This window comes from Pseudomonas sp. 6D_7.1_Bac1 (genome assembly GCF_025465945.1).
Lineage (GTDB): Bacteria > Pseudomonadota > Gammaproteobacteria > Pseudomonadales > Pseudomonadaceae > Aquipseudomonas.
On record NZ_JANLNW010000064.1, the window covers coordinates 37,876 to 60,102 of the forward strand.

Below are 22,227 nucleotides of genomic sequence, written 5' to 3' on the forward strand. Positions count from 1 at the left end.
TTGCCGGAGAGTTCTAGTCAAATGCTTATCCATCATTGGTTTAAGCGATGAACTGAATGCTGAAACGTAGAATATAGCCTTCAATTAATATCTACTAAACTGATTGGATTGAGGCAATTTTTACGCTTTTTATCGATTATTAATTGATAGATGATGCTCGCCATCAACCACCGGTTCTCGTTTTGCGGCTCAAGCGTTCTGCCCCATGACGAACCTTTTCAGGAGACGATCATGCTTGAACTCAGACCCTTCAATTCCCTGGGCGGCGCCCATCATGGCTGGTTGGATGCCCATCACCACTTTTCGTTCGCCGAGTACCATGACCCCAAGCGCATGAACTGGGGCAACCTGCGGGTGTGGAACGACGATGTGATTGCCGCGGGCACCGGATTCCCGAAACACCCGCATCGGGACATGGAAATCATCACCTACGTTCGCGAAGGTGCGATCAGCCATGAAGACAACCTGGGTAACAAGGGCCGCACCGAGGCTGGTGATGTACAGGTGATGAGCGCCGGCACCGGGATTGCTCACAGCGAGTACAACCTGGAATCGACGGCAACGAAGATCTTCCAGATATGGATCATCCCGAATGAAGCCGGTTCAGCACCGTCCTGGGGCGCCAAACCGTTCCCCAAAGGCCAGCGCGAAGGTTTCGTGACCTTGGCCAGCGGCAAGGCCGGCGACGATCAAAGCCTGCGGATTCGCGCCGATGCGCGGTTGGTGGCGGCAAACCTGAAGGCCGGAGAAACCGCCGAGTACCGACTGGACAACGGTCGCCGGGCGTACCTGGTACCCGCCACCGGTGTCATTGAAATCAATGGCTTGCGTGCACAAGCTCGAGACGGTGTAGCGGTTGCCGACGAGCAACTGCTGCGGGTGACAGCCATCGAGGATAGCGAAATCGTCCTGGTCGACTTGGCTTGATGCACTAAACGCTGGGCAAAAAAAGGGTGACCACTTTGGTCACCCTTTTTACGTGTTGTCATTGTGGCGAGGGGGCTTGCCCCCGCTCGGCTGCGCAGCAGTCGTAAAACCATCAAACGCGGTCTGCCTGACAGACCGAAGTATCAGGATTTTGGGCTGCTCCGCAGCCCAACGGGGGCAAGCCCCCTCGCCACAGAGCCCTCAATCACTTGGCAGAAATAGCGCTATCCACCAGCGTTTGCGCTTCTTGCACCAATTGCTTGAGGTGATCGTCGCCAATGAAGCTTTCGGCGTAGATCTTGTAGATGTCCTCGGTGCCCGAAGGACGGGCCGCGAACCAGCCATTTTCAGTCATGACTTTCAGGCCGCCGATCGCCTGGTCGTTACCCGGCGCCTTGCTGAGAATGCTCTGGATCGCTTCGCCAGCCAGTTGTGTCGACTTGACCTGATCCGGCGAGAGCTTGCCAAGCAAGGCTTTTTGCTCGGGGTTGGCCTTGGCGTCGACACGTACCGAGAACGGTTCGCCCAGCTCATCGGTCAAAGCGCGATAAGCCTGACTTGGATCACGACCGGTGCGAGCGGTCATTTCTGCCGCCAACAAGGCTGGAATCAAACCGTCCTTGTCGGTGCACCAGACGCTGCCATCCTTACGCAGGAACGACGCACCGGCACTTTCTTCGCCGCCAAAACCCAGCGAGCCGTCGAACAAGCCGTCGGCGAACCATTTGAAACCGACCGGCACTTCGTACAGACGACGATTCAGGCGCTTGGCAACGCGGTCGATCAAGCCACTGCTGACCACGGTTTTACCCACGGCCGCATCAGCGCGCCATTGCGGACGGTTCTGGAACAGATAGTCGATGGACACGGCCAGGTAGTTGTTCGGTGCCAGCAAACCACCGGACGGGGTGACGATGCCGTGACGGTCGTGGTCCGGGTCGCAGGCGAACGCCACGTCGAAACGCTCTTTCAGACCGATCAGGCCTTGCATGGCATAGCTGGACGATGGGTCCATGCGAATCTGCCCGTCCCAGTCGACGGACATGAAACGGAACGTTGGATCGACCTGGGTGTTCACCACGTCAAGGTTCAGACGGTAATGCTCGGCAATGGCCGACCAGTAGCGAACCCCGGCTCCGCCCAGCGGATCCACGCCCAGGCGCAGGTCGGCGCCACGGATGGCGTCGAAGTCGATCACATTGACCAGATCGGCGACGTAAGTATTGAGATAGTCGTGACGATGGGTGGTGTCGGCCTTGAGTGCCTGCTCGTAGCTGATGCGTTTGACGCCAGCGAGCTTGTTGGCCAGCAGTTCGTTGGCCTTGGCCTCGATCCACTTGGTGATGTGGGTATCGGCCGGGCCTCCGTTGGTGGGGTTGTACTTGTAACCGCCGCTTTGCGGTGGGTTGTGGGACGGCGTGATGACGATGCCGTCCGCCAGCCCCGAGGTGCGGCCGCGGTTGTAGCAAAGAATGGCGTGGGAGATGGCCGGAGTCGGCGTGTACTCGTCGCCTTCAGCAATCATCACCGTTACGCCATTGGCCGCCAGGACTTCCAGTGCACTGGCGCCGGCTGGCGTCGATAGCGCGTGGGTGTCGATGCCGACAAACAACGGACCGTCGATACCCTGGGCTTCGCGATACAGGCAGATAGCCTGGCTGATGGCCAGAACATGCCATTCGTTGAAACTCAGCTCGAACGAGCTGCCACGGTGGCCTGAAGTGCCAAACGCAACGCGCTGGGTGGCGATCGAGGCATCGGGCTGACCGGTGTAATAGGCCGTTACCAGTCGCGGGATGTCGACCAACAACTCTGCCGGTGCCGGTTTGCCCGCAAAAGGACTGAGTGTCATGCAAAACCTCTAAAAGAGAGTGGTTCAGGAATTGGGGACGCAGTTTACTGACAGTTTGACCCGAGAGCGACGATATCTATCCAGACAAAATCTATCTAGACTTCAGCAGGGTATTCTGCCGACCGGTCAATCGGTAAGTTCGAGCCTCAACGCATCCGCCAGCATCGTCAAGGCAACATCGAGATCATGCTGTCCACTGAACGTATGGCTGAGCCTGACGTTCTGCGCATGCAACCCTTGCAGGCTGAACAACTCGCCTGGCGCAATCACCACGTGTTGCTTGAGCATGCGCTGGAAGACCCGACGCACATCGACCGGTCGCAATGAGCGCGCCCAGATGGTCGCCCCAGCCTCTGGCTCGACAAACTCCAGCGAGTCGCTCAAACGCTCCTGCAGCAGCTGGGTCATCCTGGTTTTGCGCTCTTTCAATAGCCGACGCAGCACCAGCAAATGCTGATCGATTCGACCGCTGCTGTACAAACGTGCGATGGCTTTCTGACGGATTGGCGACAGGCGAAATGAGCGCAGCAAAAAGTGTCGTTGCAACTCCACGCTCATTTGCCGCGACAGCAGATACCCGAAAGGCGCCTCAGGCCCCATGAGCTTCTCGAAGGTGGAAAACACGATCAGGCGATCAGGATCGAGCAGATCGCGAAAGCGACGTTCATTCGGCTCGTGACCGAGTTCGCCGTACACATCGTTCTCCAGCACCCAACTGCCGTGTTGTTCCAACAGCTCGGCGGCGGACTGCCTGTTGTCGGACGGCATCAGGCTGCCGCGCGGCATGCTGACGCCTGACGACAGTACCACCAGGCGAACCGCCTCGGTCTTGAGCAAATGCCCAAGCGACTCAAGGTCAAGGCAGCCGTTGCCATCAATTGGCAGCTCGATCACCTGCACACCGGCAGTCTGGAACAAACGCAGAATGGTCCAGTCACAGGGCGATTCGACCAACACGGTCGCGTCTTTGAGTTCCAGCACCGCGATCAGAATTTCCAGCACGCCACGCAAGTCGGCACCGATGTAGACATCATCGGCGTGCCAGCAGCGTGCCGGCGAGGTGGTGTAGCGGGCCGCCAATGCGGTGCGCAGTTCCAGCTCACCACACGGCTGCGAGTGAAGCTGCGGTTGACGCGGATACTGACGCACCAATTCCCGCTCAAGCAGTAACAACGGACTGTCCAGGGACTGCAACAGCGCCGGCTCGTCGGCACTCAGGATCAGCATCCCCGGACGCCTTGCGCTGACATAGACCGATTCAAGCAGGTCGTTGCCGCTGCTCAATGACGTGTTCAAAGAAACCGGCAACGCGTAATAGCCGGATTTTGCCACCGAATACACCCGCCCTTCTTTCTCCAGCAGCGAATAGGCGTACTGGATGGTGGATATCGACACATTCAACCGGTCTGCAAGCTGCCTCAACGAAGGCAGCTTGATCGGTGTTTCAGCCGTCATTTCATTGATTAGGCTGGTCAAATATCGGTACACGGCCTGGTAGGCAAAATCAGTCTCTCTCGGCCCTTTCATGGGCGGCGGCCGAACGCAGTACAAGTACCCGGCGCCACGACAGTCGGGCCTGGCGTGCGACCCGACACGCTCAGCCCGGAGATCGTGCGGCAGATGTTTTTTGAATCGGTCAAACCAGGCTCCTTCAATGTCTCGCCGACAGTTCACTCAGCGCATCACCATCCTCGAACCCTCCAGCGCCTTCAGTGCTCAAGCCCGGATCACCCGCCTCATGTCCGATCCCGGCTACCGAACGCATGCCGTAGAGCTTGCAGATCAAGCTGACGGGCAAACCACTGACGTCGATCATCCATTGCATGACTTGCTCGGGGGCGGCATTGCCCTGCATCGCTTTGTGCAGCTCAGGCATCGCTACCAGCATGCCGGGATGGCATCGACGCAAAAAATTCTCGAGCCCGGCACCTGCATCGACAAAGGGCGCAAAAAGCAGACACAGCTGCTGTGCCTCATTGAGCCCCAGCGTTTGCTGAGCCTCGGCCGCCGCCTGGGTCCGTATTTCAGCGATGGCCTGCCGATCGCCGTAAAGCTCCAGCACCTGATCGCAAAGGCGCTCGGGCAGGCGTCGTCTGCGCATCCTCAACAACGCCCGCTGGATGTACTCCCTGAACCCGTTTTCGTAGGTCAGTCCTTTCACGAAACCGGCCTGCAGACCCCGTAAATGAGCCGAGAGCAAAGGATTGGCGTATTCGTTTTCGCGCAGGTGAGCGTCAATTTCATCAGGTTGCAGCCCGAGGAAATCGGTGAGCAATGGCCAGCGCTCTTCCATGTTGCCTGTGACCAGGTCCTGGATATCGATGTAGTCTGTACCGCGTCGCGCCTCAAATCGCTCGCGAGGCCGCCACTCGACGGTTTCATGGCCCGCGTAAAGCTCACGATAATAATCGCCGCCCAACTGATCGAGCGTCGAAAACAACCCATCGAAACTGCAGGCGGGATGAGTGATCGCCGGCAGGCCGGCCTTTTGCGCCCCTCGCGTCAGTCCGGCCAGAAACTGCTTCTGCTGGCGTACTGTTTCAGCGCTGATCAACGCATCGACACCACCCTCCCATCGAGCCATCTGCGTGCAAAACTCGCCCGTTGCCAGATAACACTCGTCACACGCTTCAAAGACCCCGTCAGTCCCTCGCAAGTGACCGAGCATCAGCAGGTTTGTGCGGTTCAAATCGCGGCCAGCGTCAGACATCGGTGTCAAATGACTGAAGGGCAACACCTCTCGGTTATCGACCATCAGCACGTCGACCCGGGGATCGTCGTAGACAAACAGGGCACCGTAGCTTTTATGAATATTCTCCATGATCGTCGGCGTCGTCCCGCCCAGACGAAGCGTGGCGACACGTAGCTGGAAGGTCGCTGGCGCTCTGCCCGCGATACTCAACTGCGCGGCGCGCAGGAATGCCAATGTGTAGCAACTGTCTCGGGTGCCCGGGTGCATCATCAGCACCTTGTAAGTGCCGATTCTCTCCATTCCCCCGGCAGCCACCACCAGACGCTGGATTAAAAGCTGCAATGCAGTACGTTCTGCGCGAGAAAAGAAACTCAGCAACCGCTGCAAAACTTGCTGATAGACATAGTTCATCGCTTGATCATGAGTTGTGCTCATCGTCATTTACCTGATATTCAAAAAATCGGCTTCGAACAAACAATCATTTGCTTGCACGACCTGCGATCGGTGATGGCTGATTACGGCTTATCGTGAGTATCTGCTGTCAAATGCTAACACTTTGATTGTGGCAACTATTTGAAACGAATGTTTAGCAAAAATACTCACGAGCGGACAAGCCGCCTAGAACCCCCGACACAGAGGGCTCCAGCAGGCTGGCCAGGCGGCCTAGGACTATTCCGACAACGTCCCACAGACAATGAGCACGAGAAATAAAGAAGCCAGAACAGGGTAATACCTCGATAACTAACAAACAAGCTGATTACTTGCCGTGTTTGAACGCGAGGCGCAGATGAGTAATGGTGCACACACATAGCACCAGAACCAGTGCCCATTAAAAAAAGATGCCCTGCCATGACTCATTCCTTGAGATGAAAGTAATCATTCAATTATCAGGGCTTATATGATGATTAGAAGATACAGATCAGGAGCAAAAACCAGTTCAGTTGCTGAACCAGTAGATGACGAAGGGGAAATGAGCGGTGTGCACGTCCAACAAAACGCAAGAGCCCGTTAACACGGGCTCTTGCGCAAGCGTCATGCCGGTTCGACTTGAAGCGCCACACGTTCGCGGCACGGACACTCGTCCATGTAACGGTGCGCCTTGACAAACTCGGAGAACGGGAAGACCCGGGTCTTGAGTGGCAGCAGAACACGGTCAACCGTCAACTGGTTGATATCGCGTAACGCCCGCTGCAGTGCGACCTGATCCTGAACGATGCCGAGTTCCGGTTTGCCGGTGAAGTTGCCGATGCAGTGGACGAAGAACTGAATGTTTTTCTGGAACGCTGCACACGCCGGGAATGGAGTCTGGTTACCGCCTTGCAGACCATACAACACCAGGCTGCCACGAGGCGCCAGCACGTCACCGAGCATCGACATCTGTGGGCCGCCAAGGCCGTCGAATACCACGTCGACACCGCGGTTGTCGGTGAGTTTGTTGACCTGCATCAGCAGATCCTGCTCTTCAGTGACGATCACCTTCTCGGCACCGAGGGACAACAGGTACTCGCGCTCGTCGGCGGTTTTGGTCGCGGCGATGACCCGAACACCCAGGGCCTTGCCCAGTTGAACAAAGGATGGTCCCGCGCAGTGGCTCGCATCGGTTACCAGTGCAAACTGGCCGGGTTTGACCCGTGCCAGATCGACGTAAGCAAAATAGGCGACCAACAGCGGCGTGTAATGCACGGCAGCTTCGATCGGGCTGAGCACATCCGGGTAGCGCGTCAGCGCCGAACGCGGCAAAACGATTTGCTCGCCATAGACTGGATAGTCATTGGGGCTTTGCGCCGGGAAGCTGGCGACCTTGTCACCCACCGCCAGATCATCGACATCTTCGCCGATGGCGGTGACCACACCGGACATTTCATGGCCGAGGCCAGAGGGTAACCGGGCATGGGAAGACGCCAGGTTCTGACGCCAGAGAATGTCGTACCAACTGATGCCAATCGCTTCGACACGCACCTGCACTTCGCCCGGCGCAGGCAGAGCCGCCGCATGCTCTTCGCATTTGAGCACCTCGGCTGGACCAAACTTGTGAAAACGGATCGTGCGGGACATCGCAAACCTCGTCAAAGTAACCTCTAATGCCCTGAACTCTATCTGGGCTTTCTGACCAAGACCATCAGTGGCTATTAATAGTCGACATGCCTGTCATTGATTCCGCAGCTCCGGCAAAACGTCAATCAACGTAGAAAACCGAACCAGCATTGTGGGAAAACTGAATTACTCGGTGCAGAGTAACAGCCTTTCCCCGTAAGATTCATGCCGGCCATTGTTCCCATATGGCCGCTCTCGTCAAGTTTGCTGACTCTGCCAGGACTCCAGATGAATCGTAATGACCTGCGTCGTGTCGACCTGAACCTGTTGATCGTGTTCGAAACCCTCATGCATGAACGCAGTGTGACCCGCGCAGCGGAGAAGCTGTTTCTCGGCCAGCCGGCCATCAGTGCGGCGTTATCGCGCCTGCGCGGTCTGTTCGACGATCCGCTGTTTGTGCGTACCGGCCGCAGCATGGAGCCTACCGCCCGGGCGGTGGAAATCTTCGCCCTGCTCTCTCCGGCTCTGGATTCGATTTCTACTGCAGTCAGCCGCGCCGCCGAATTCGACCCGGCCACCAGCACTGCGGTGTTTCGCATCGGCCTCTCGGATGATGTCGAGTTTGCCCTGCTGCCGATGCTGTTAAAGCGCTTGCGTGCCGAGGCCCCCGGCATCGTGCTGGTGGTGCGACGCGTCAACTACATATTGATGCCGAGCCTGTTGGCATCGGGCGAAATCTCGATTGGCGTCAGCTACACCACGGATCTGCCGGCCAACGCCAAACGCAAAGTCCTGCGCCGCAGCATGCCCAAGCTGCTGCGCGCCGACACCGTTCCCGGGGCCTTGAGCCTGGACGATTTCTGCGCTCGACCGCATGCGCTGGTGTCCTTTGCCGGCGACCTCAGTGGCTTCATCGATGAAGAGCTGGAGAAGCTCGGGCGCAAGCGTCATGTGGTGCTCGCGGTTCCGCAGTTCAATGGCTTGAGTACATTGCTGGCAGGCACCGACATCGTTGCCATGGTGCCGGACTACACCGCCGATGCGCTGACCGCGGCCGGTGGCGTGCGCGCTGAAGACCCACCGCTACCGGTGAATGCCTTCGAGTTGCACATGGCCTGGCGCGGTTCCCAGGACAACGACCCGGGTGAACGCTGGTTAAGGTCGCGGATTCAGATGTTTTTTGGCGACCCTGAGAGTCTATGACTGCACAGAGATCAGCGATTACGCCGTCTAGATTTTTCGCCCCACAGACACGATAAAGCCCCGATGAATCGAGGCTTTATCGTTAAATCCAGCGAGCATTCCAGCGTGCCGTGTCGTACCGCCAAGACAGGAGAAAGTCGCAGAACTCTCCCCTGCCTCCAGGCTGGCCGACTGTCAGAAATCAACCGATGCTGAAAGCTGAAGGGTACGCGGCGCGCCCAGGCCGCCGGACAGGCCACTGCCGTCGCCGCCGCTGTAGGAACCGATCCAGTATGCCCGGTTGGCGATGTTCTCTACGTTAGCCCGTAAGGTCACAGGTTTGGACATGACTTTGGTGGTGTACCGACCGCCCACATCGAAAACGGTGTAAGACGGCAACTCCATCCGATGGTCGTCCGTGACGTAGCGGCTGCCTACGTAGTTCGTGCCTGCGGTCAGGGTCAGCCCAGGAACCCTCTCCAGGTCGTACTCGGCCCCCAGCTTGGCGATGATCTTCGGAACGCCGGTCACCTGATTGCCTTCGTTCGCCGCTACCAGCGCCTTCGTCAACACCGCCTGCGTGTAGGAAACACCGCCCATCAAACGCAGATCTGGTTGTGCCTCACCGAAGAAGTTCCATTCCACGCCACGGTTGCGCTGCTCACCGTTTACGCCAAAAATGTTGGTGACCGGGTCGGTAAAGGTGCTGGGTTTTTCGATCTGGAACACGGCCAACGTGGTGGCGAACGTCCCCAGGTCAAGCTTGGCGCCCACTTCATACTGCTTTGTCTGAATCGGGCTCAGGACTTCACCCGGGTTGGCTGCCGTCGTCGGAGCCGCCCCCCCCTTAGACAGACCTTCGATGTAGTTCGCGTAGACCGACACATCGTCGGTCACCTTGACCAGCAACGCGGTAGCCGGCGAAACACGGCTCTCGTTGTAGTGAGAGGTTCTGACGCGCGCCGGTGTCAGGTTCGAGCTTTCCACTGTCTGATTCCGCAAGCCCAGCGTCCATTGGATATGGCCATCAAGGAACGAAAGGGTATCGAGCAAAGCAACACTGCCCAGTTTGTCTTCGGTCCGGGAGGTGACAGCGCCGAATTTACCCAAGGGCGGCGTTGGGCCGAAGTCAAGGTTGTAGTAGTTGGTGGTCACGTAGTTGGGTATCTGAAGATCCTTGTAGCTCATCTGCGACTTGTACTGAGTGGCCACCAGCGACCAGTCGTGGCCTACGGGACCGGTGTCGAATCTGCCCTTCAGGCCAGCCTCGCCCGATTTCTGGGTACCCTGCCCATCCGAGCGATAAGCCAGAACGTTGATATCACCGGCGTTGTTGACCAGCGTGTCGCGCGTCATCAGGGCGTTGCGGCCACCGTCCCTCTGCCCATAGGCCGCAAAGGCGGTGAGCGAGTCATTCAAATCGACCTCGCCTCTGAGCAAGAAGGTTTCGGTGTCGTTGGTGGTGTAGGCCCAGTCAGGTGCCAGCGCGTAATCACCCTTCTTCGCGCGGGGTACTTGGGTGACCTTAGGGTTGATCGAGGCAATACCGAAATAGTTGGCGCCCTCCAGATGTTCACGTTGCTTGTAGGCGTCCAACGACAGGCGGATGCGCTCGGCGCGCCAGTCCAGGCCCAGCGCATTGAGCTGCATGTTTTGTTTCTGATCGTCCACGGCGGTGTCGCCGTCGCGGTACACCCCGTTGTAGCGGATACCAAACTGATTCTGCTCGCCAAAGCGCCGACCCACGTCGGCATGCGCACCGTATAAACCATTGGATTCAAAAGATGTCGTCAGACGTGTCAGGGGTTCGTCGCTTGCGCGCTTGGGCACCATATTGATGCTGCCCGCGACGCTACCATCGGGCGGCATGCCGTTCAGCAGAGCGGACGGGCCCTTGAGCACTTCGATGCGCTCGGCCAGCTCGGTCGCGCCGCGCAGGTTCGGCGCCATACCGATCAGGCCGTTGTAGGTGATGTCGTTGGCGCTGGTATTGAAGCCACGAATGAAGAAGGTTTCGATGATGGCCCGTTTGGAGGGGACGTTCACCGATGGGTCGGTTGCACCGATGACCGAACCGATGTCCTTCGCCTGGTGGTTGCGCACGAAGTCATCGGTGTAGCTGATGGCGCTGAAGGGAGTCTCCATAAAGTCCTTGGTGCCCAGCAGCCCGACTCGACTGCCAGTGGCAACCTGCCCTCCCGCATACGCGGGCGGCAGGTCTCCGGATGCACCCATAGTGCCCTCCACCGTCGTTTCGGACAGGACAAGGCCACCTTCGCCAGTGTCCGTCCGGGACTGCGTTGACGGCTCAGGGGCAGGCGCAGCGGCCACGGCCATAGATCCCCCGGTCAGACCCAGCAGCAGCGCCATCTGTACGGCAGAGAAAGTGCGATTCAAGGTAAACGAAAAAGCGCGTTGCGTAGCCTGCGATGAATCAGGGTTGGCGCGACGTGGGCGGCCGTGTTCCGACATGCTGGATTCCTTTCGATACGAAGAGTTGGAGTGCATTCACTAGGTTTCCGTACCAGAACGCCAAATCCTCAATCTAAATGATAAATATTTGCATCAATTACCACTGAGAACACTCGAAGGGTCTGGATCAGTGGGGATTGGGGGCACCGGCATCAGTCGCAGGCCAGTAGCAAAGGCAGGTGGCAAGCCGCCTGAAGAATTGTTCGCCGCGCACTATTCGCAATGTCGCCCGCTACACCGTTGCTCCAATATCGCTTTTGCTCCAGTGGTCAGGCCGTAGCTCTTGTCGTGATTGCAGGCAATGACGCCCACGGAACAAAGGCGCTTGAGCGCGTCACGAACGCTGATGAGCGATAACGCCAGCGCTCCAAGTTGATCATGTACCGACTTCGCATCCACCGTCGTCCCGCTGACAGCCGCAGCGCATAAAACATTAATGATTTTGAAGCGCAGTAAGCTGGTACGTAGCCCATAGCGATAAAGCATCTCGCGAATGTGCTCGTTGTTACTGTCGCAATCGAAGGGGCGATGCGTGGATGAGCTTTGCCATTGCCGGGACGCTGGAGCTTCTTCCGAGGCTGATCTGTGGTACATGCGAATAGTCCATTTCTATTGTTTTAGACGCCATGGTGGCTGCCGTGCCTGAAATCACCGATGGCGACCTCCCCATGACCGAAGCAAAATGCGAAATCCACAAAAAGGGCCGGCGCCTGAATAGCACCAGCCCTTTGTGCTGCAGATACACGTTGCGAATCAGCCCTTGTAGCCCTGAACCACCTCGTCAGCCATTCGATTGAGACAGGTCACGCTAGCGGTACACAGATACCAGGTCTGAGCGTCGACAAAGATCACATGGCCGTTATTCCAGGCCTTGGTCTTGCGCAGCAGCGGGTTATCCAGGCTCTTGATGTCCAATGCCGGACGATGCTCCATCACTGCGGTACGGTCGATTACATAGAGAATGTCGGGATCGGCCTGCTGGATAAATTCATTGGAAATGGGCTGTCCATGCAAACCGGCTTCGATGTCCTGGCTGGCCGGTTTCACGCCCAAGGTGTCGAAGATAAAGCCGTAGCGCGACTTCACACCGTAGGAGGTGAAGGCCCCGTTGTTATGCAGCACGATCAACGCTTTCTCGGGACGCCCTTCGGTGACGCGCCGGGTCTGTTCCACCTTCGCTTCCATTTCAGCGACCTTCTGACGGGCCAGTTCCTCTTTGCCGAGGATGCGTCCCAAGAGGGTCAAATGCTCCTTGGCTGTGCCGATGAGATTGCCTTGTTTGTTGGTCAGGTCCACGTCGTCGTAGACGGTCGGGGCGATCTGGCTGAGCTCCTTATAGCTTTGTGCCTGGAGCGGAGAGATCAGGATCAGGTCGGGCTTGAGTGCATGCAACCGCTCGAGATTAGGCTGAACAGTCGACCCTACATCCATAACATTCGAGTCGTCACGGTACTGGGTAAGAAAGCTGGTGACGTAGTCCTTCGCGATGCCCACCACCGGTGCCCCCAGCTGATCGAGTGTATCGAGCTCGCTCATATCGAAGGCCACTACGCGCTCGGGTAGTTTAGTCACTACGGTTGTGCCCAGAGGGTGCTCGATCTTGACCGGCTCGTAGTGCGCCTGTGCACTCACTGGCGGTGTGGCCTCTGCCGCCGGCTTGTCACATCCCTGCAGTCCGGCCGCTACGGCCATTGCCAGTAGCACTCCACAGAGTTTTTTCGCGTGATCAGTGCTCATATCAGTTCCCTTGACGGTGATGGGTTGAAGTAGTTGCAGACGAACCCTTGTTCGCTCTGCAGGATTTCGAAATCCAGATCAAAGAGTTCGCGCAGGTGCGCCTCGGTAACAACCTCCGCGACCGGGCCGTGGCAGTGAATTCCCCCGCCTTTCATGGCAACGATATGATCGGAATAGTTGGCCGCGAAGTTGATGTCATGGACCACCAGAATCACTGTGCGGCCTTGCTCATCACACAAGCGACGCAGGGCCCGCATGATTTGTACGCCATGCTTCATGTCGAGGTTGTTGAGCGGCTCGTCCAGCAACAGGTAATCCGTTTGCTGGGCAATGGTCATCGCCAGGAACGCCATCTGCCGTTGTCCGCCGCTGAGCTCGTCGATGTAGCAAAGGCGCAGGGACTGCAAAGACAAGAACTCGATGGCCTCGTCGATAGCCTCGCGATCCTGGGCGGTAAGCGCTCCACGACTGTAGGGGAAGCGCCCGAAGGCAACCAGTTCCTCGACGGTCAGGCGCAGGTTGAAGTCCGGGGACTGACGCAAGGTGGCCACGCGCTTGGCATAGTCGCGAACGGGCACATCCGAAATGCTGCGCCCGCCAATCAGAACGTCGCCACGGGTCGGCGCAAGGAGGCGTGCGATCAACATCAGCAGCGTGGTCTTGCCCGCCCCGTTTGGACCGATCAGCGACGTGACCTGCCCCGGTGGAAACTGGACGCTGACGTCACTAAGGACATGCCTGGTGCCATAGGCCTTGTAAACGTGATTGAGGGAGATCATGGGGTGCCTCGGGTTCGAATCATCAGCGCGAGGAAATACACACCACACACCAGGTTGATGAGAATGCTGACGGAGGTGTTGTAGTTGAATAGCTGCTCGACCAGGTACTGGGCGACAATGAAAATGCCAATGGCGATGGCGCAACTCATGGGCAACGTGACCCGGTGCGAAGCGGTTCGGGCAAGCGCATATGAGATGTTCGCAACGAACACTCCCATGAATGCCGTCGGCCCGACGAGGCTCGTCGAGACCGCCACCAGGATTGCGATAAGTGCCAGTTGAAGCCGCACGCTGCGTGGGTAATCGACCCCCAGGGAAATAGCTTGGTCACGCCCCAGGGAAAGCACATCGAGCACCGGCAGGGTTCGTTGGGCGATGCAGCACACCGCGGCCACCAGCACGCCCGAATAGATCACTTGCCCAGGTTGCGCCTTGTTGAAGGAGGCGTAGTTGAATCCTTGGAAAATCGAGAATTCTCCGGGGCTGATCTTCAACTGGATAAATTGGGTAAACGTCCCCATCACCATGCTCAGTACCAGCCCCAACAGGAGCAGCAGGTACACGTTGTTGCTCCCGTCACGGAACAGCCAACGGTGAATGAGCCATGAATAGCCGAGCATCAACAGGACCGACAACAAGACGTTACCGTTACGCCCCAGCAACACCAGGCTCTGGGTGCCCAGCACCAGAATCAGCAGTGCCTGGAACAGCAGGTAGATCGCCTCATACCCCATGATCGCCGGCGTCAGTATCCGGTTGCCGGCAATGGTCTGGAAAATCACCGACGAATAGGCAATGCACACCCCGGCAATGCACATCGCCGCCAAACGAGTGAGTCGCTTGGGAATGACGTAGTCGAAGTCGAGGCCGGACCCCAGCAACAGGAATGCGATCGCCAGCGCCAGAACCAGCAGCCAGAGACCATAACGGGAAGCCACGCGCCTCATGTGTACTTCCTGATCAGCAGCACAAGGAACAATATGCCGCCCACGCTGCCGGCGGTGAGGCCGATGGGCACTTCAAAGGGGTAGATCAGCAGGCGGCCGAGGATATCGCAGGCCAATAACAACGACGCGCCACACAAGGCGACGATGGGCAATGTTCGCTCCAGGTTTTCGCCGTAGTGCAGCGCTACCAGGTTGGGAATCACCAACCCGACAAAGGGGATCGCCCCCACGGTGATGACCGTGGCGGAAACAGTGACCGCCACGAGCATCAGACCTAGCGCCGCATTGGCTGCGTAGTTCAGGCCCAGGCTGCTGGCCATGCCCTCGCCCATCCCCAGTACAGTAAACCGGTGCGCATAAATGTAGGTGAGCACGACGATCGGCAGAACCAGATAGATGATCTCGTAATTGCCCTGGACGATCTTGGAGAAGTCACCGAGCATCCAACCCTGCATGCTCTGCAAGATGTTGTGACGGTAGGCGTAGAACTCGGCGATGGCACTCAATACGCTGCCGTACATCAGACCTATGACCGGAACCATCACCGTATTCTTGAACTTGATACGGCGGATGATCGCGACATAGATCAGGCTTGCGGCAAAGCAGAACGCCAGGGCAAACAGCATCCTGCCGGCAGCACCTGCGGCGGGGGCCACCGTCAGTGAAATCAGAATGCCCAGCTTTGCGGCATCCAGTCCGCCGGAAGTGGCGGGCTCGACGAACCGATTACGCACAATCTGCTGCAGGATCACGCCGCAGACGGCCAGCCCTACCCCGGTGAGTATCAGGGCAGCGAGGCGCGGAAGGCGACTGGCGGTCAGTGTCAGCCAGGCATCGTCGGAAAATGTGTAAAGTGCTGTCCAGGAGACCTGCTTGACTCCCACCATCAGCGAAAGGCAACAGAGCACAACAAACAGGATCAGTAAGGCTGCACGACTCAAGAATCGTCCTCACTGCCAAACGCCCCGGCAATGCGCCAGCCCTTTGCAGCCCGGCGCTGGGCGAGAAAGTGCGCGTAGAGCCCTGGCTTGGCACTCAATTGCGCGTGGGAACCTTGCTCGCTGATCCGGCCGTTATCGAGCACCAGAATCTGGTCGGCCATGGCCACCGTCGAGAGCTGGTGCGCGATGACGATCAGCGTACGTGTACCACGCAAGCGTGCCAGTGCCTCAGCGATAGCGGCCTGATTCTCGGCGTCGAGCGCGGCGGTGGCCTCATCGACCAACAGAATCGGGGCATCCTTGATCAGCGCACGGGCGATGGAAATCCGCTGACGCTCGCCGCCGGACAGTCGGGCGCCGCCCTCGCCCACGGGTGTATCCAGGCCTTGAGGTAGTCGCTCGATGATCTCCACGACGCCGGCTTGTCTTGCCGCTTCCATCACCTGGGCATCGCTGGCATCGGGTTTGCCGATGCGGATGTTGTCGGCGATGCTGCCCTGGAACAGGTAAGCATCCTGGAAGATCTGACTGATCTGGCCGGCCAGTTGCTCGCCGGACATCTGGCGTACATCCACACCGCCTACGATCACAGAGCCCTGAGTCACGTCGAAGAAACGCGCGATCAGCCTCACCAGCGTGGTCTTGCCCGAGCCGGAAGCGCCGACCAGAGCGGTCATGCTACCTGGCTCGATACGCAGGCTGACATCCCGTAATACATCAGCCTGGTCCTTGGCATAACGAAAGCTCACGTTGCGCAGTTCGACGGACGCATCGACTGGCGCCTGTGGCGTCCGCGGCTCAGGCAGGGGCTTGACCGCAAAGATCTCACGCACGGCTCCCAACTGGCCGCGCGCGCCACGCAGCACCTCGCTATAGCCAGCCACTTCCAGCAGCGGATCGATAAAGCGACTGACCAGCAGCAGTGCAACAATGACAGCGATGACCGACCCCGCCTCCAGGCTTGCGCCCAACAGCTCACCCAGCCATAGCGTGGCGGCCACCAGCAAGACCGCGAAGCTCGCCTGTACAGCCCAGGCATTGAACACCACCGACATCGCCGAGACATGAATCAACCGTCTCGCGGAGTGCTGCTGGCGGCCGATAGCCTGCTCAAGAAACTGTGTGCCACCGTCCTCGCCATTGAACGCCCGCAGCACCGATTGCGCTTGGGCGAACTCGACCATGCGCTGGCTGGTGTGGGCCGCGTTGTGCTGGAAGTCCTGGTCTGCACGCTGACCCAAGCGAGCGGTCAACACAAAGACACCCAACAGGATCGGCAGCATCACCAGCGCGATCAGGCCCATTTGCCAGTGCAGGGCGAACAGCGCAATGAGGATCACTACCGGCGTGACCACGCCTGTAATCAGCGGCGTGAAAACGTGGGCGGGAAGCTGAGCCATTTCCATCATGCCCTGGGACGCGACATGGCTTAGCCGCGCGGTGTTTTGTGCGGTGAACCAACCCACCGGCAAACGCGCCACATGGTCGCCGAGCCGATGGCGGCCCCGCTGGAGAACGGCGATGCCTACACGGATACCGGCTTTCTCCACTGTGCGTCGTAGTGCCCAGCAAATCACCACGCCGATCACCAGCGCGACCAACCATTGCCCCGCTGCGCGCGTTTCACTGCCCAGCAGGCTGGTGAGTATCGGCACCAGGGTGACAATCGTCAGTCCGCAGAGCAGACCGTAGACCAGAGTCATATAGAGATAGCGCCGCAGTACCGGGGCATCTTCACCCAGCAGTTGAATAAAGGTTTTCAGCATGACGACACCGCCTGTTCCTTGGCCTGTTCATAGCCGCCCAGCGCCCACAGTCTGGCGTAGCGGCCTTTGCGGGCGAGCAGTTCGTGGTGACGTCCCTGCTCGCAGATCGTACCGTCGTCGATCAGAATGATCTGGTCGGCATGCTTCACCGTATCGAGTCGGTGGGCGATCACCATCAAGGTGCGACCCTGGGCGAATCGCGACAGCGCTTGCTGGAGCTTCACCTCGTTCTCGGCATCGGCTGCCGCCGTGGCTTCATCAAGCACCAGTACCGGCGGGTCCAATAGCACGGCACGGGCGATACTCACGCGCTGCAACTCGCCGCCGGAGAGCTGCGCATCCTCGCCGATCACCGAGTCATAACCCCGCGGCAAGGCGAGGATGCGCTCGTGAATGCTTGCGGTGCGCGCTGCGTCTTCGATTTCCTGCTGGCTGGCCGAGGGCCGACCCAAGGCGATGTTGTCGCGCAGGCTGGCATGGATAAGACGCACTTCCTGCAGCACAAAACCGATGCGCCGGTACAATTGCGCGCTCTCGATCTGCCTGATGTCGACGCCGCCCAGGGTAATGCGCCCTTCAGTCGGATCGAAGAAGCGCAGCAGCAGGCGTGCCAATGTCGACTTGCCGGAGCCGGAAGCACCGACAATCGCCGTCACGGTACCGGGCTTGAGGGTGAAGCCAATGTCCTTGAGCACCGGGTTCTGGCCGTCGTAGCTATAGCCGAGTTGCTCGACGCGAATTTCGGCATTTTCGGGCAACTGCGGTGACTTGCCCGCCAGGGTTTCCAGTACCGGCGTTTCCAGCAGCGTATGCACACGTTGGGCAGCGGCGGTGGCATTGTTCAGGTCGTGGGTGATGTAGCTCAACAGCAGCAGTGGCGCACAGATGCCCGGCGCCACCAAGACGAAGGGCAAGACCTCTACCGGCGTGATCCAGCCCAGGCTTACCAACAAAGTGCCGAAGGCCAGCACCACCCCGAGTACCGCAACCGGGGTAATCATTGCATGGGCGTTGGCCATCGCGCTGACCAGCGGCCGTGTGAAGTCGGTGAACGCCTCGGCGAAGGCATCCACCGCCCCACGGTAGCTGCCATGAGCCTTGCCCTCGACACCGAAGGCCTTGACCACGGGAATGCCGTTGACGAACTCAACCACTGCGTTGTTGATACGTGCCATACCGGCGCCGAACGATTGCATGTTCGCCCCACTGGCCTTGGTAGCCCTGGAGAAAAACAGGAAAAACAGCGGGAATGGCAGCAAGGAGACAATTGCCATGCGCCAGTCCATGGCAAACAGGTACAGGATGGCGATGAGGATCGCACCCACGGTACGGCCCAGCGTGGTAAAGAAATGCGCAGTCAGGCTGTGCAGCGTACCGATGTCATCCTGCATTGCCTGTTTGACTTCGCCCGAAGCCCGGCTGGTGAACCAGCCCAGCGGCACCTTGGCCAGTCGACGGGTAATCGCCAAACGCAAATGGCCGGTGATGTGATTGTCGGCCAGGTGCGCGACCATCTCGGCCACCGAAATCAACGTCATGCCGAGGAACAGGCACACGAGGCTGACGCTGACAACCCGCCAGACCTGATCCTGCATCTGGACCCAGCCGGTAGCCGCCTCGGCCTGCCCCATCGAGAACTGTGCGATATGGGCGATGCCTGCCAGGGGCACCATCGTCAGCATGGTCCCGATGGCGGCCAGTACCGCGGCGACAATCAGCCGGCCGCGTACGGGTCTCAGTATCCCGGATACCGAGCCGGCGGCGGGTTTGTCTTTAACACTCATGAGCTCTCCTGAATAACCACTGCCGGCAGCCTGAAGGCATACCTGACTTCCGTTGTGTTCGAGCGTTTTGCGCGTTGCGTACCTTGTATTCCGAACAGCGACGCAAAATCCTCAATCGAAATACCGATTAATCCGTTCGCCGCCGTGAACCGAACGACCGATCACAGGCCAACCCCCGATGCAAATGGGTGACAGGCCCGAAGGCCCGCAGCGATGTACTTTTCGACGGAGGACACCGACACCTTCAACTCGGCCGCGATATCCCGGTGACCCATGCCATGCAACTTGCACAGCAGCAGCGCTTCGCGGGCCTTGGGTGGCTTGTTATGCAAGGCAACATCGATCTGAGCCAGGGCTTCGGAGGCCAGCGCGCGAACTTCTTCTGATGGCACCAGAGGCTCGGCTTGTTGCATTAGCCCTTCCAGATGGCTGACCTCAAGATGACGGCGGCGATACAGGTCTATCACCATTCCTTTGGCGATTTGGGTCAGATGACTGCGTGGGTTCTCGGTCGAGGGAACCCGGCCTTTCCTGATGAGGTTGAGATAGACATCATGGGCGAGATCCGCGGCATCCACCGAACTGCCCAGCTTGCGACGCAACAAACTGCACAACCAGCGGTGATGGTCGACATACAGTTTTTCAAATTGCGCCTTGGACGCGAACGCTCCGTTGTCCACAACACCTCTCCTGAGAAGATGGCCTTCGCGATCAGATTTTGACTAATGCGAATAGGTATGATTATTATTTAACATCATACGGTGTTCATGGAGCCCCTGCAATGCGACCTGCTTGCAACTCCTCTGACGCCCGGGATCCTGGGCGTTACACCAGACCGAGGATAGGTCTGTCGGCACTCGGTGCCACCTCTACTTCTTACTGTTCAGTTTGATAAGGCGGGAAATTTCCATGATGGAACTCAGTCCAGATTCGTTACCGAAGCAATCTGTTAACGGTCACGAAGAGCATATCTGGCTCTTGCAGCAACAATACCCCGAACGCATCCTCAAACACCTGAGCGCCTGGCGACTCGACGCTGATGTCAATCTTTCAAGGCTCGAGCTGGCGATCAAGACCGTCATCGAGACACTGCCCGATCTGAATGCGCGCTATCAGTTCAACGACGACGGTGAAGTGGACAAAGTCCACGCCAGTGACTGGCAATCCTGCGTTGAACTCATTCGCTCACACTCCGACGCCGAAGCCACCGAGCAATTGCTCTCGCGGCAATCGGCACCGTGGGACGCGCAAAGCCAGCCGCCGTTCAAGGCACTGATGATTCAAACCGGGCAGAACGTTATCCTGGCGTTCGTGATCCATCAGATCCTCGACCAGACCTGCCAGGAGATCGACCTGTATCGCGGGGTCCTGAATGCCTATGTCGGTCACTCGACCAGCGACACCCCCTGGTTGCGCCGTCAGGCAGATGGCAAGGTTGCAGCGCCAGCAGCCAGTGTACCCAGCGCCCAGCCAGCGGCCGACAGCAATGAAGTCGCGACGATTATCCTTGGCGAATTCCGCGGCGCCCTGGCCGAGCCCGACATGCAACTTACGGATGACTTCTTTGATTTCGGCGGCCATTCCCTGCTGGCCACCCGCATCATTGGCAAGCTGTTGAGCAACCACAGCATTGAAGTCCAGTTCAATGACTTTTTCAGCGCCCCTACGGCCGCAGCCCTGGCATCACGCGCCCAGGTCATTGCGCAAAACAACCCGGTGACATCTGCGGCAGGCCTGCCGCAAGACGTGCAGCGCGCGCCTTTTGCCCTGGCCCAGGCCTCCCTTGGGCGGGCCTATGTCGCCTATGAGTTCGGGACGATTTTCAACCTGCCCTTTGCCTTGGATTTCCTCGATAACGTGGATGAAGCGCTATTCGAGCAAGCCTTCAGCGACCTGCTGAAACGCCATGCCAGCCTGCGCACGACCTTCCACTTCCAGAAGGATGAGGCGTACCAGCAAATCGTGCCGATTGCGCAACTGTCCCACTACAAATGGTTCTGGCCTAGCCATGAGAGCCAAGGGGCAACGCTGGAAAGCGAAGCCTCTTATCAGTTCGACCTGGCCCGCGAATTGCCCCTCAGGGTTCGCTTCATTTACGACTCGCAGCGCAAGCGCCAAACCCTGTCTTTGTTGATCCATCACATGGCCATTGATGAATGGTCGCTCAACGTCATGATGGAAGAACTGGCCCAGGCCTACCTCGCCCGTGCCGCCGACAAAGCGCCGACCTGGAAAGCGCCTGCACGGTCATTCCACGAATTCGCCGCGCAAGAACAGAGTACCGGCGTCAATCAGCGGCATCTCGACTATTGGACGAGCATGTTGCATGATGCAACCCGCCACTTGGCGCTGCCCTCCCCTGACCATCAGGCGAGCGCGTCTGCCAATGCCGCTTCGATGAAGGCTCAATGGTTCGAAATCAAACCCGACCAGGACCTCACCGATAACCTGTATGCCTTCGCCAGACAGAACAACTCGTCGCTGTTCGGCGTGGTCTATACGGCCATTGCGCTGTCCCTGCATAAACTGGGTGGCTTGCAAGATCTGGTGATCGGCACATCGGCTTCCGGGCGAACCGACCCCGGGTTTTATGAGACGGTCGGTTACTTCACCACCATGGTGGCGCACCGGGTGCAGTTCGATCCTCAGCAGGCAGTGGGCACGCTGATCGAAAACGTCACCCACCTGATCAATGACTCCATGGCCTATGCCGATGTGCCGCTGGAGTTGATTCAACAGGCCTTGGGTATGACGGCTGCGGACGGCCTGCTGTTCGACGTCTATATCCAGATTCATGCCAACAACGCCTTGAACGGCACCTTGAGCACGCCAGACGCAGGAACGATCCGCTACCGACAGATTGATCCGGACAAGAACCAATCGATGTTCGGTATTCAATTCGAGATCATGGAAAACCTGATCGACGGCAAACGCTCACTGCGCCTGGTGATCACCTACCGTTCGGATCGTTACAGCGCCGAACAGATGGCACGCCTCAGCGCCATGATCGATCACGTGTTCGCACTCTTCACAACGCCCGATGCAGCCGGCATCGCCCTGGATCATATCCGCGCATAAACCTCAACCAGGGTCTTGGTAACGCCAGAGGTGTTA

Annotated in this window: 16 protein-coding genes; 3 read left to right on the top strand and 13 right to left on the bottom strand. The window is 58.5% G+C overall.

What is annotated here, in order from left to right:
* Positions 1-231 precede the first annotated feature (231 nt).
* Complete coding sequence (locus NTD87_RS17260) at positions 232-927, top strand: pirin family protein (RefSeq protein ID WP_262115227.1); 696 nt, start codon at positions 232-234, stop codon at positions 925-927.
* 205 nt (positions 928-1,132) lie between these two features.
* On the opposite strand, the gene pgm is transcribed toward NTD87_RS17260, so the two are convergent.
* The 4 genes from pgm to NTD87_RS17280 form a co-directional block, all read right to left on the bottom strand.
* Positions 1,133-2,779 carry a phosphoglucomutase (alpha-D-glucose-1,6-bisphosphate-dependent) gene (gene pgm / locus NTD87_RS17265; protein WP_262115228.1) on the bottom strand — a complete coding sequence of 549 codons (1,647 nt, stop codon included), beginning with the start codon at positions 2,777-2,779 and terminating at the stop codon, positions 1,133-1,135.
* Between the two features lie 126 nt (positions 2,780-2,905).
* On the bottom strand, positions 2,906-4,306 hold the full coding sequence (locus tag NTD87_RS17270) for a PLP-dependent aminotransferase family protein (RefSeq protein ID WP_262115229.1): 1,401 nt from the start codon (positions 4,304-4,306) through the stop codon (positions 2,906-2,908).
* A 124-nt stretch (positions 4,307-4,430) separates the two neighbouring features.
* Positions 4,431-5,906, bottom strand: coding sequence for a hypothetical protein (locus tag NTD87_RS17275; protein ID WP_262115230.1), 1,476 nt, complete (start codon positions 5,904-5,906; stop codon positions 4,431-4,433).
* 597 nt (positions 5,907-6,503) lie between these two features.
* A complete protein-coding gene (locus NTD87_RS17280) occupies positions 6,504-7,526 on the bottom strand; it encodes a zinc-dependent alcohol dehydrogenase family protein (protein ID WP_262115231.1) in 1,023 nt (340 codons plus the stop codon).
* Between the two features lie 267 nt (positions 7,527-7,793).
* Between NTD87_RS17280 and NTD87_RS17285 the strand changes: the two genes are divergently transcribed.
* On the top strand, positions 7,794-8,708 hold the full coding sequence (locus tag NTD87_RS17285; protein WP_262115232.1) for a LysR family transcriptional regulator: 915 nt from the start codon (positions 7,794-7,796) through the stop codon (positions 8,706-8,708).
* 174 nt (positions 8,709-8,882) lie between these two features.
* Here NTD87_RS17285 and NTD87_RS17290 read toward each other — a convergent pair whose 3' ends face one another.
* The 9 genes from NTD87_RS17290 to NTD87_RS17330 all read right to left on the bottom strand — a co-directional run bounded on the left by NTD87_RS17290 (position 8,883) and on the right by NTD87_RS17330 (position 19,793).
* The gene (locus NTD87_RS17290; RefSeq protein WP_262115233.1) at positions 8,883-11,159 is read right to left on the bottom strand and encodes a TonB-dependent receptor; all 2,277 of its coding nucleotides are present in this window, start codon (positions 11,157-11,159) and stop codon (positions 8,883-8,885) included.
* A gap of 213 nt (positions 11,160-11,372) precedes the next feature.
* Positions 11,373-11,753, bottom strand: a complete 381-nt coding sequence (locus tag NTD87_RS17295; RefSeq protein WP_262115234.1) for a fe2+ zn2+ uptake regulation protein — start codon at positions 11,751-11,753, stop codon at positions 11,373-11,375.
* Positions 11,754-11,912: 159 nt separating this feature from the next.
* The gene (locus tag NTD87_RS17300) at positions 11,913-12,896 is read right to left on the bottom strand and encodes a siderophore ABC transporter substrate-binding protein (RefSeq protein ID WP_262115235.1); all 984 of its coding nucleotides are present in this window, start codon (positions 12,894-12,896) and stop codon (positions 11,913-11,915) included.
* A complete protein-coding gene (locus NTD87_RS17305; RefSeq protein WP_262115236.1) occupies positions 12,893-13,675 on the bottom strand; it encodes an ABC transporter ATP-binding protein in 783 nt (260 codons plus the stop codon). The genes NTD87_RS17300 and NTD87_RS17305 overlap by 4 nt, the downstream gene beginning before the upstream one ends.
* The gene (locus tag NTD87_RS17310) at positions 13,672-14,622 is read right to left on the bottom strand and encodes an iron chelate uptake ABC transporter family permease subunit (protein ID WP_262115237.1); all 951 of its coding nucleotides are present in this window, start codon (positions 14,620-14,622) and stop codon (positions 13,672-13,674) included. The genes NTD87_RS17305 and NTD87_RS17310 overlap by 4 nt, the downstream gene beginning before the upstream one ends.
* Positions 14,619-15,563, bottom strand: coding sequence for an ABC transporter permease (locus NTD87_RS17315; RefSeq protein ID WP_262115238.1), 945 nt, complete (start codon positions 15,561-15,563; stop codon positions 14,619-14,621). The genes NTD87_RS17310 and NTD87_RS17315 overlap by 4 nt, the downstream gene beginning before the upstream one ends.
* Positions 15,560-17,329 carry an ABC transporter ATP-binding protein gene (locus NTD87_RS17320; RefSeq protein ID WP_262115239.1) on the bottom strand — a complete coding sequence of 590 codons (1,770 nt, stop codon included), beginning with the start codon at positions 17,327-17,329 and terminating at the stop codon, positions 15,560-15,562. The genes NTD87_RS17315 and NTD87_RS17320 overlap by 4 nt, the downstream gene beginning before the upstream one ends.
* Positions 17,323-19,113, bottom strand: a complete 1,791-nt coding sequence (locus NTD87_RS17325; RefSeq protein ID WP_262115240.1) for an ABC transporter ATP-binding protein — start codon at positions 19,111-19,113, stop codon at positions 17,323-17,325. The genes NTD87_RS17320 and NTD87_RS17325 overlap by 7 nt, the downstream gene beginning before the upstream one ends.
* Positions 19,114-19,274: 161 nt before the next feature.
* Positions 19,275-19,793: a sigma-70 family RNA polymerase sigma factor gene (locus NTD87_RS17330; protein WP_262115241.1), complete on the bottom strand. Its 519-nt coding sequence runs from the start codon at positions 19,791-19,793 to the stop codon at positions 19,275-19,277.
* A 229-nt stretch (positions 19,794-20,022) separates the two neighbouring features.
* Between NTD87_RS17330 and NTD87_RS17335 the strand changes: the two genes are divergently transcribed.
* The gene (locus NTD87_RS17335; RefSeq protein WP_262115242.1) at positions 20,023-22,191 is read left to right on the top strand and encodes a condensation domain-containing protein; all 2,169 of its coding nucleotides are present in this window, start codon (positions 20,023-20,025) and stop codon (positions 22,189-22,191) included.
* Positions 22,192-22,227: the final 36 nt, after the last annotated feature.

What these genes read in the sequence shown, in the direction of transcription:
- NTD87_RS17325 (WP_262115240.1), bottom strand. Translation starts at nt 19,113, where the DNA reads ATGAGTGTTAAAGACAAACCCGCCGCCGGCTCGGTATCCGGGATACTG.
- NTD87_RS17335 (WP_262115242.1), top strand. Translation starts at nt 20,023, where the DNA reads ATGATGGAACTCAGTCCAGATTCGTTACCGAAGCAATCTGTTAACGGT.
- pgm (WP_262115228.1), bottom strand. Translation starts at nt 2,779, where the DNA reads ATGACACTCAGTCCTTTTGCGGGCAAACCGGCACCGGCAGAGTTGTTG.
- NTD87_RS17310 (WP_262115237.1), bottom strand. Translation starts at nt 14,622, where the DNA reads ATGAGGCGCGTGGCTTCCCGTTATGGTCTCTGGCTGCTGGTTCTGGCG.
- NTD87_RS17305 (WP_262115236.1), bottom strand. Translation starts at nt 13,675, where the DNA reads ATGATCTCCCTCAATCACGTTTACAAGGCCTATGGCACCAGGCATGTC.
- NTD87_RS17320 (WP_262115239.1), bottom strand. Translation starts at nt 17,329, where the DNA reads ATGCTGAAAACCTTTATTCAACTGCTGGGTGAAGATGCCCCGGTACTG.
- NTD87_RS17275 (WP_262115230.1), bottom strand. Translation starts at nt 5,906, where the DNA reads ATGAGCACAACTCATGATCAAGCGATGAACTATGTCTATCAGCAAGTT.
- NTD87_RS17260 (WP_262115227.1), top strand. Translation starts at nt 232, where the DNA reads ATGCTTGAACTCAGACCCTTCAATTCCCTGGGCGGCGCCCATCATGGC.
- NTD87_RS17295 (WP_262115234.1), bottom strand. Translation starts at nt 11,753, where the DNA reads ATGTACCACAGATCAGCCTCGGAAGAAGCTCCAGCGTCCCGGCAATGG.
- NTD87_RS17290 (WP_262115233.1), bottom strand. Translation starts at nt 11,159, where the DNA reads ATGTCGGAACACGGCCGCCCACGTCGCGCCAACCCTGATTCATCGCAG.
- NTD87_RS17285 (WP_262115232.1), top strand. Translation starts at nt 7,794, where the DNA reads ATGAATCGTAATGACCTGCGTCGTGTCGACCTGAACCTGTTGATCGTG.
- NTD87_RS17270 (WP_262115229.1), bottom strand. Translation starts at nt 4,306, where the DNA reads ATGAAAGGGCCGAGAGAGACTGATTTTGCCTACCAGGCCGTGTACCGA.
- NTD87_RS17280 (WP_262115231.1), bottom strand. Translation starts at nt 7,526, where the DNA reads ATGTCCCGCACGATCCGTTTTCACAAGTTTGGTCCAGCCGAGGTGCTC.
- NTD87_RS17300 (WP_262115235.1), bottom strand. Translation starts at nt 12,896, where the DNA reads ATGAGCACTGATCACGCGAAAAAACTCTGTGGAGTGCTACTGGCAATG.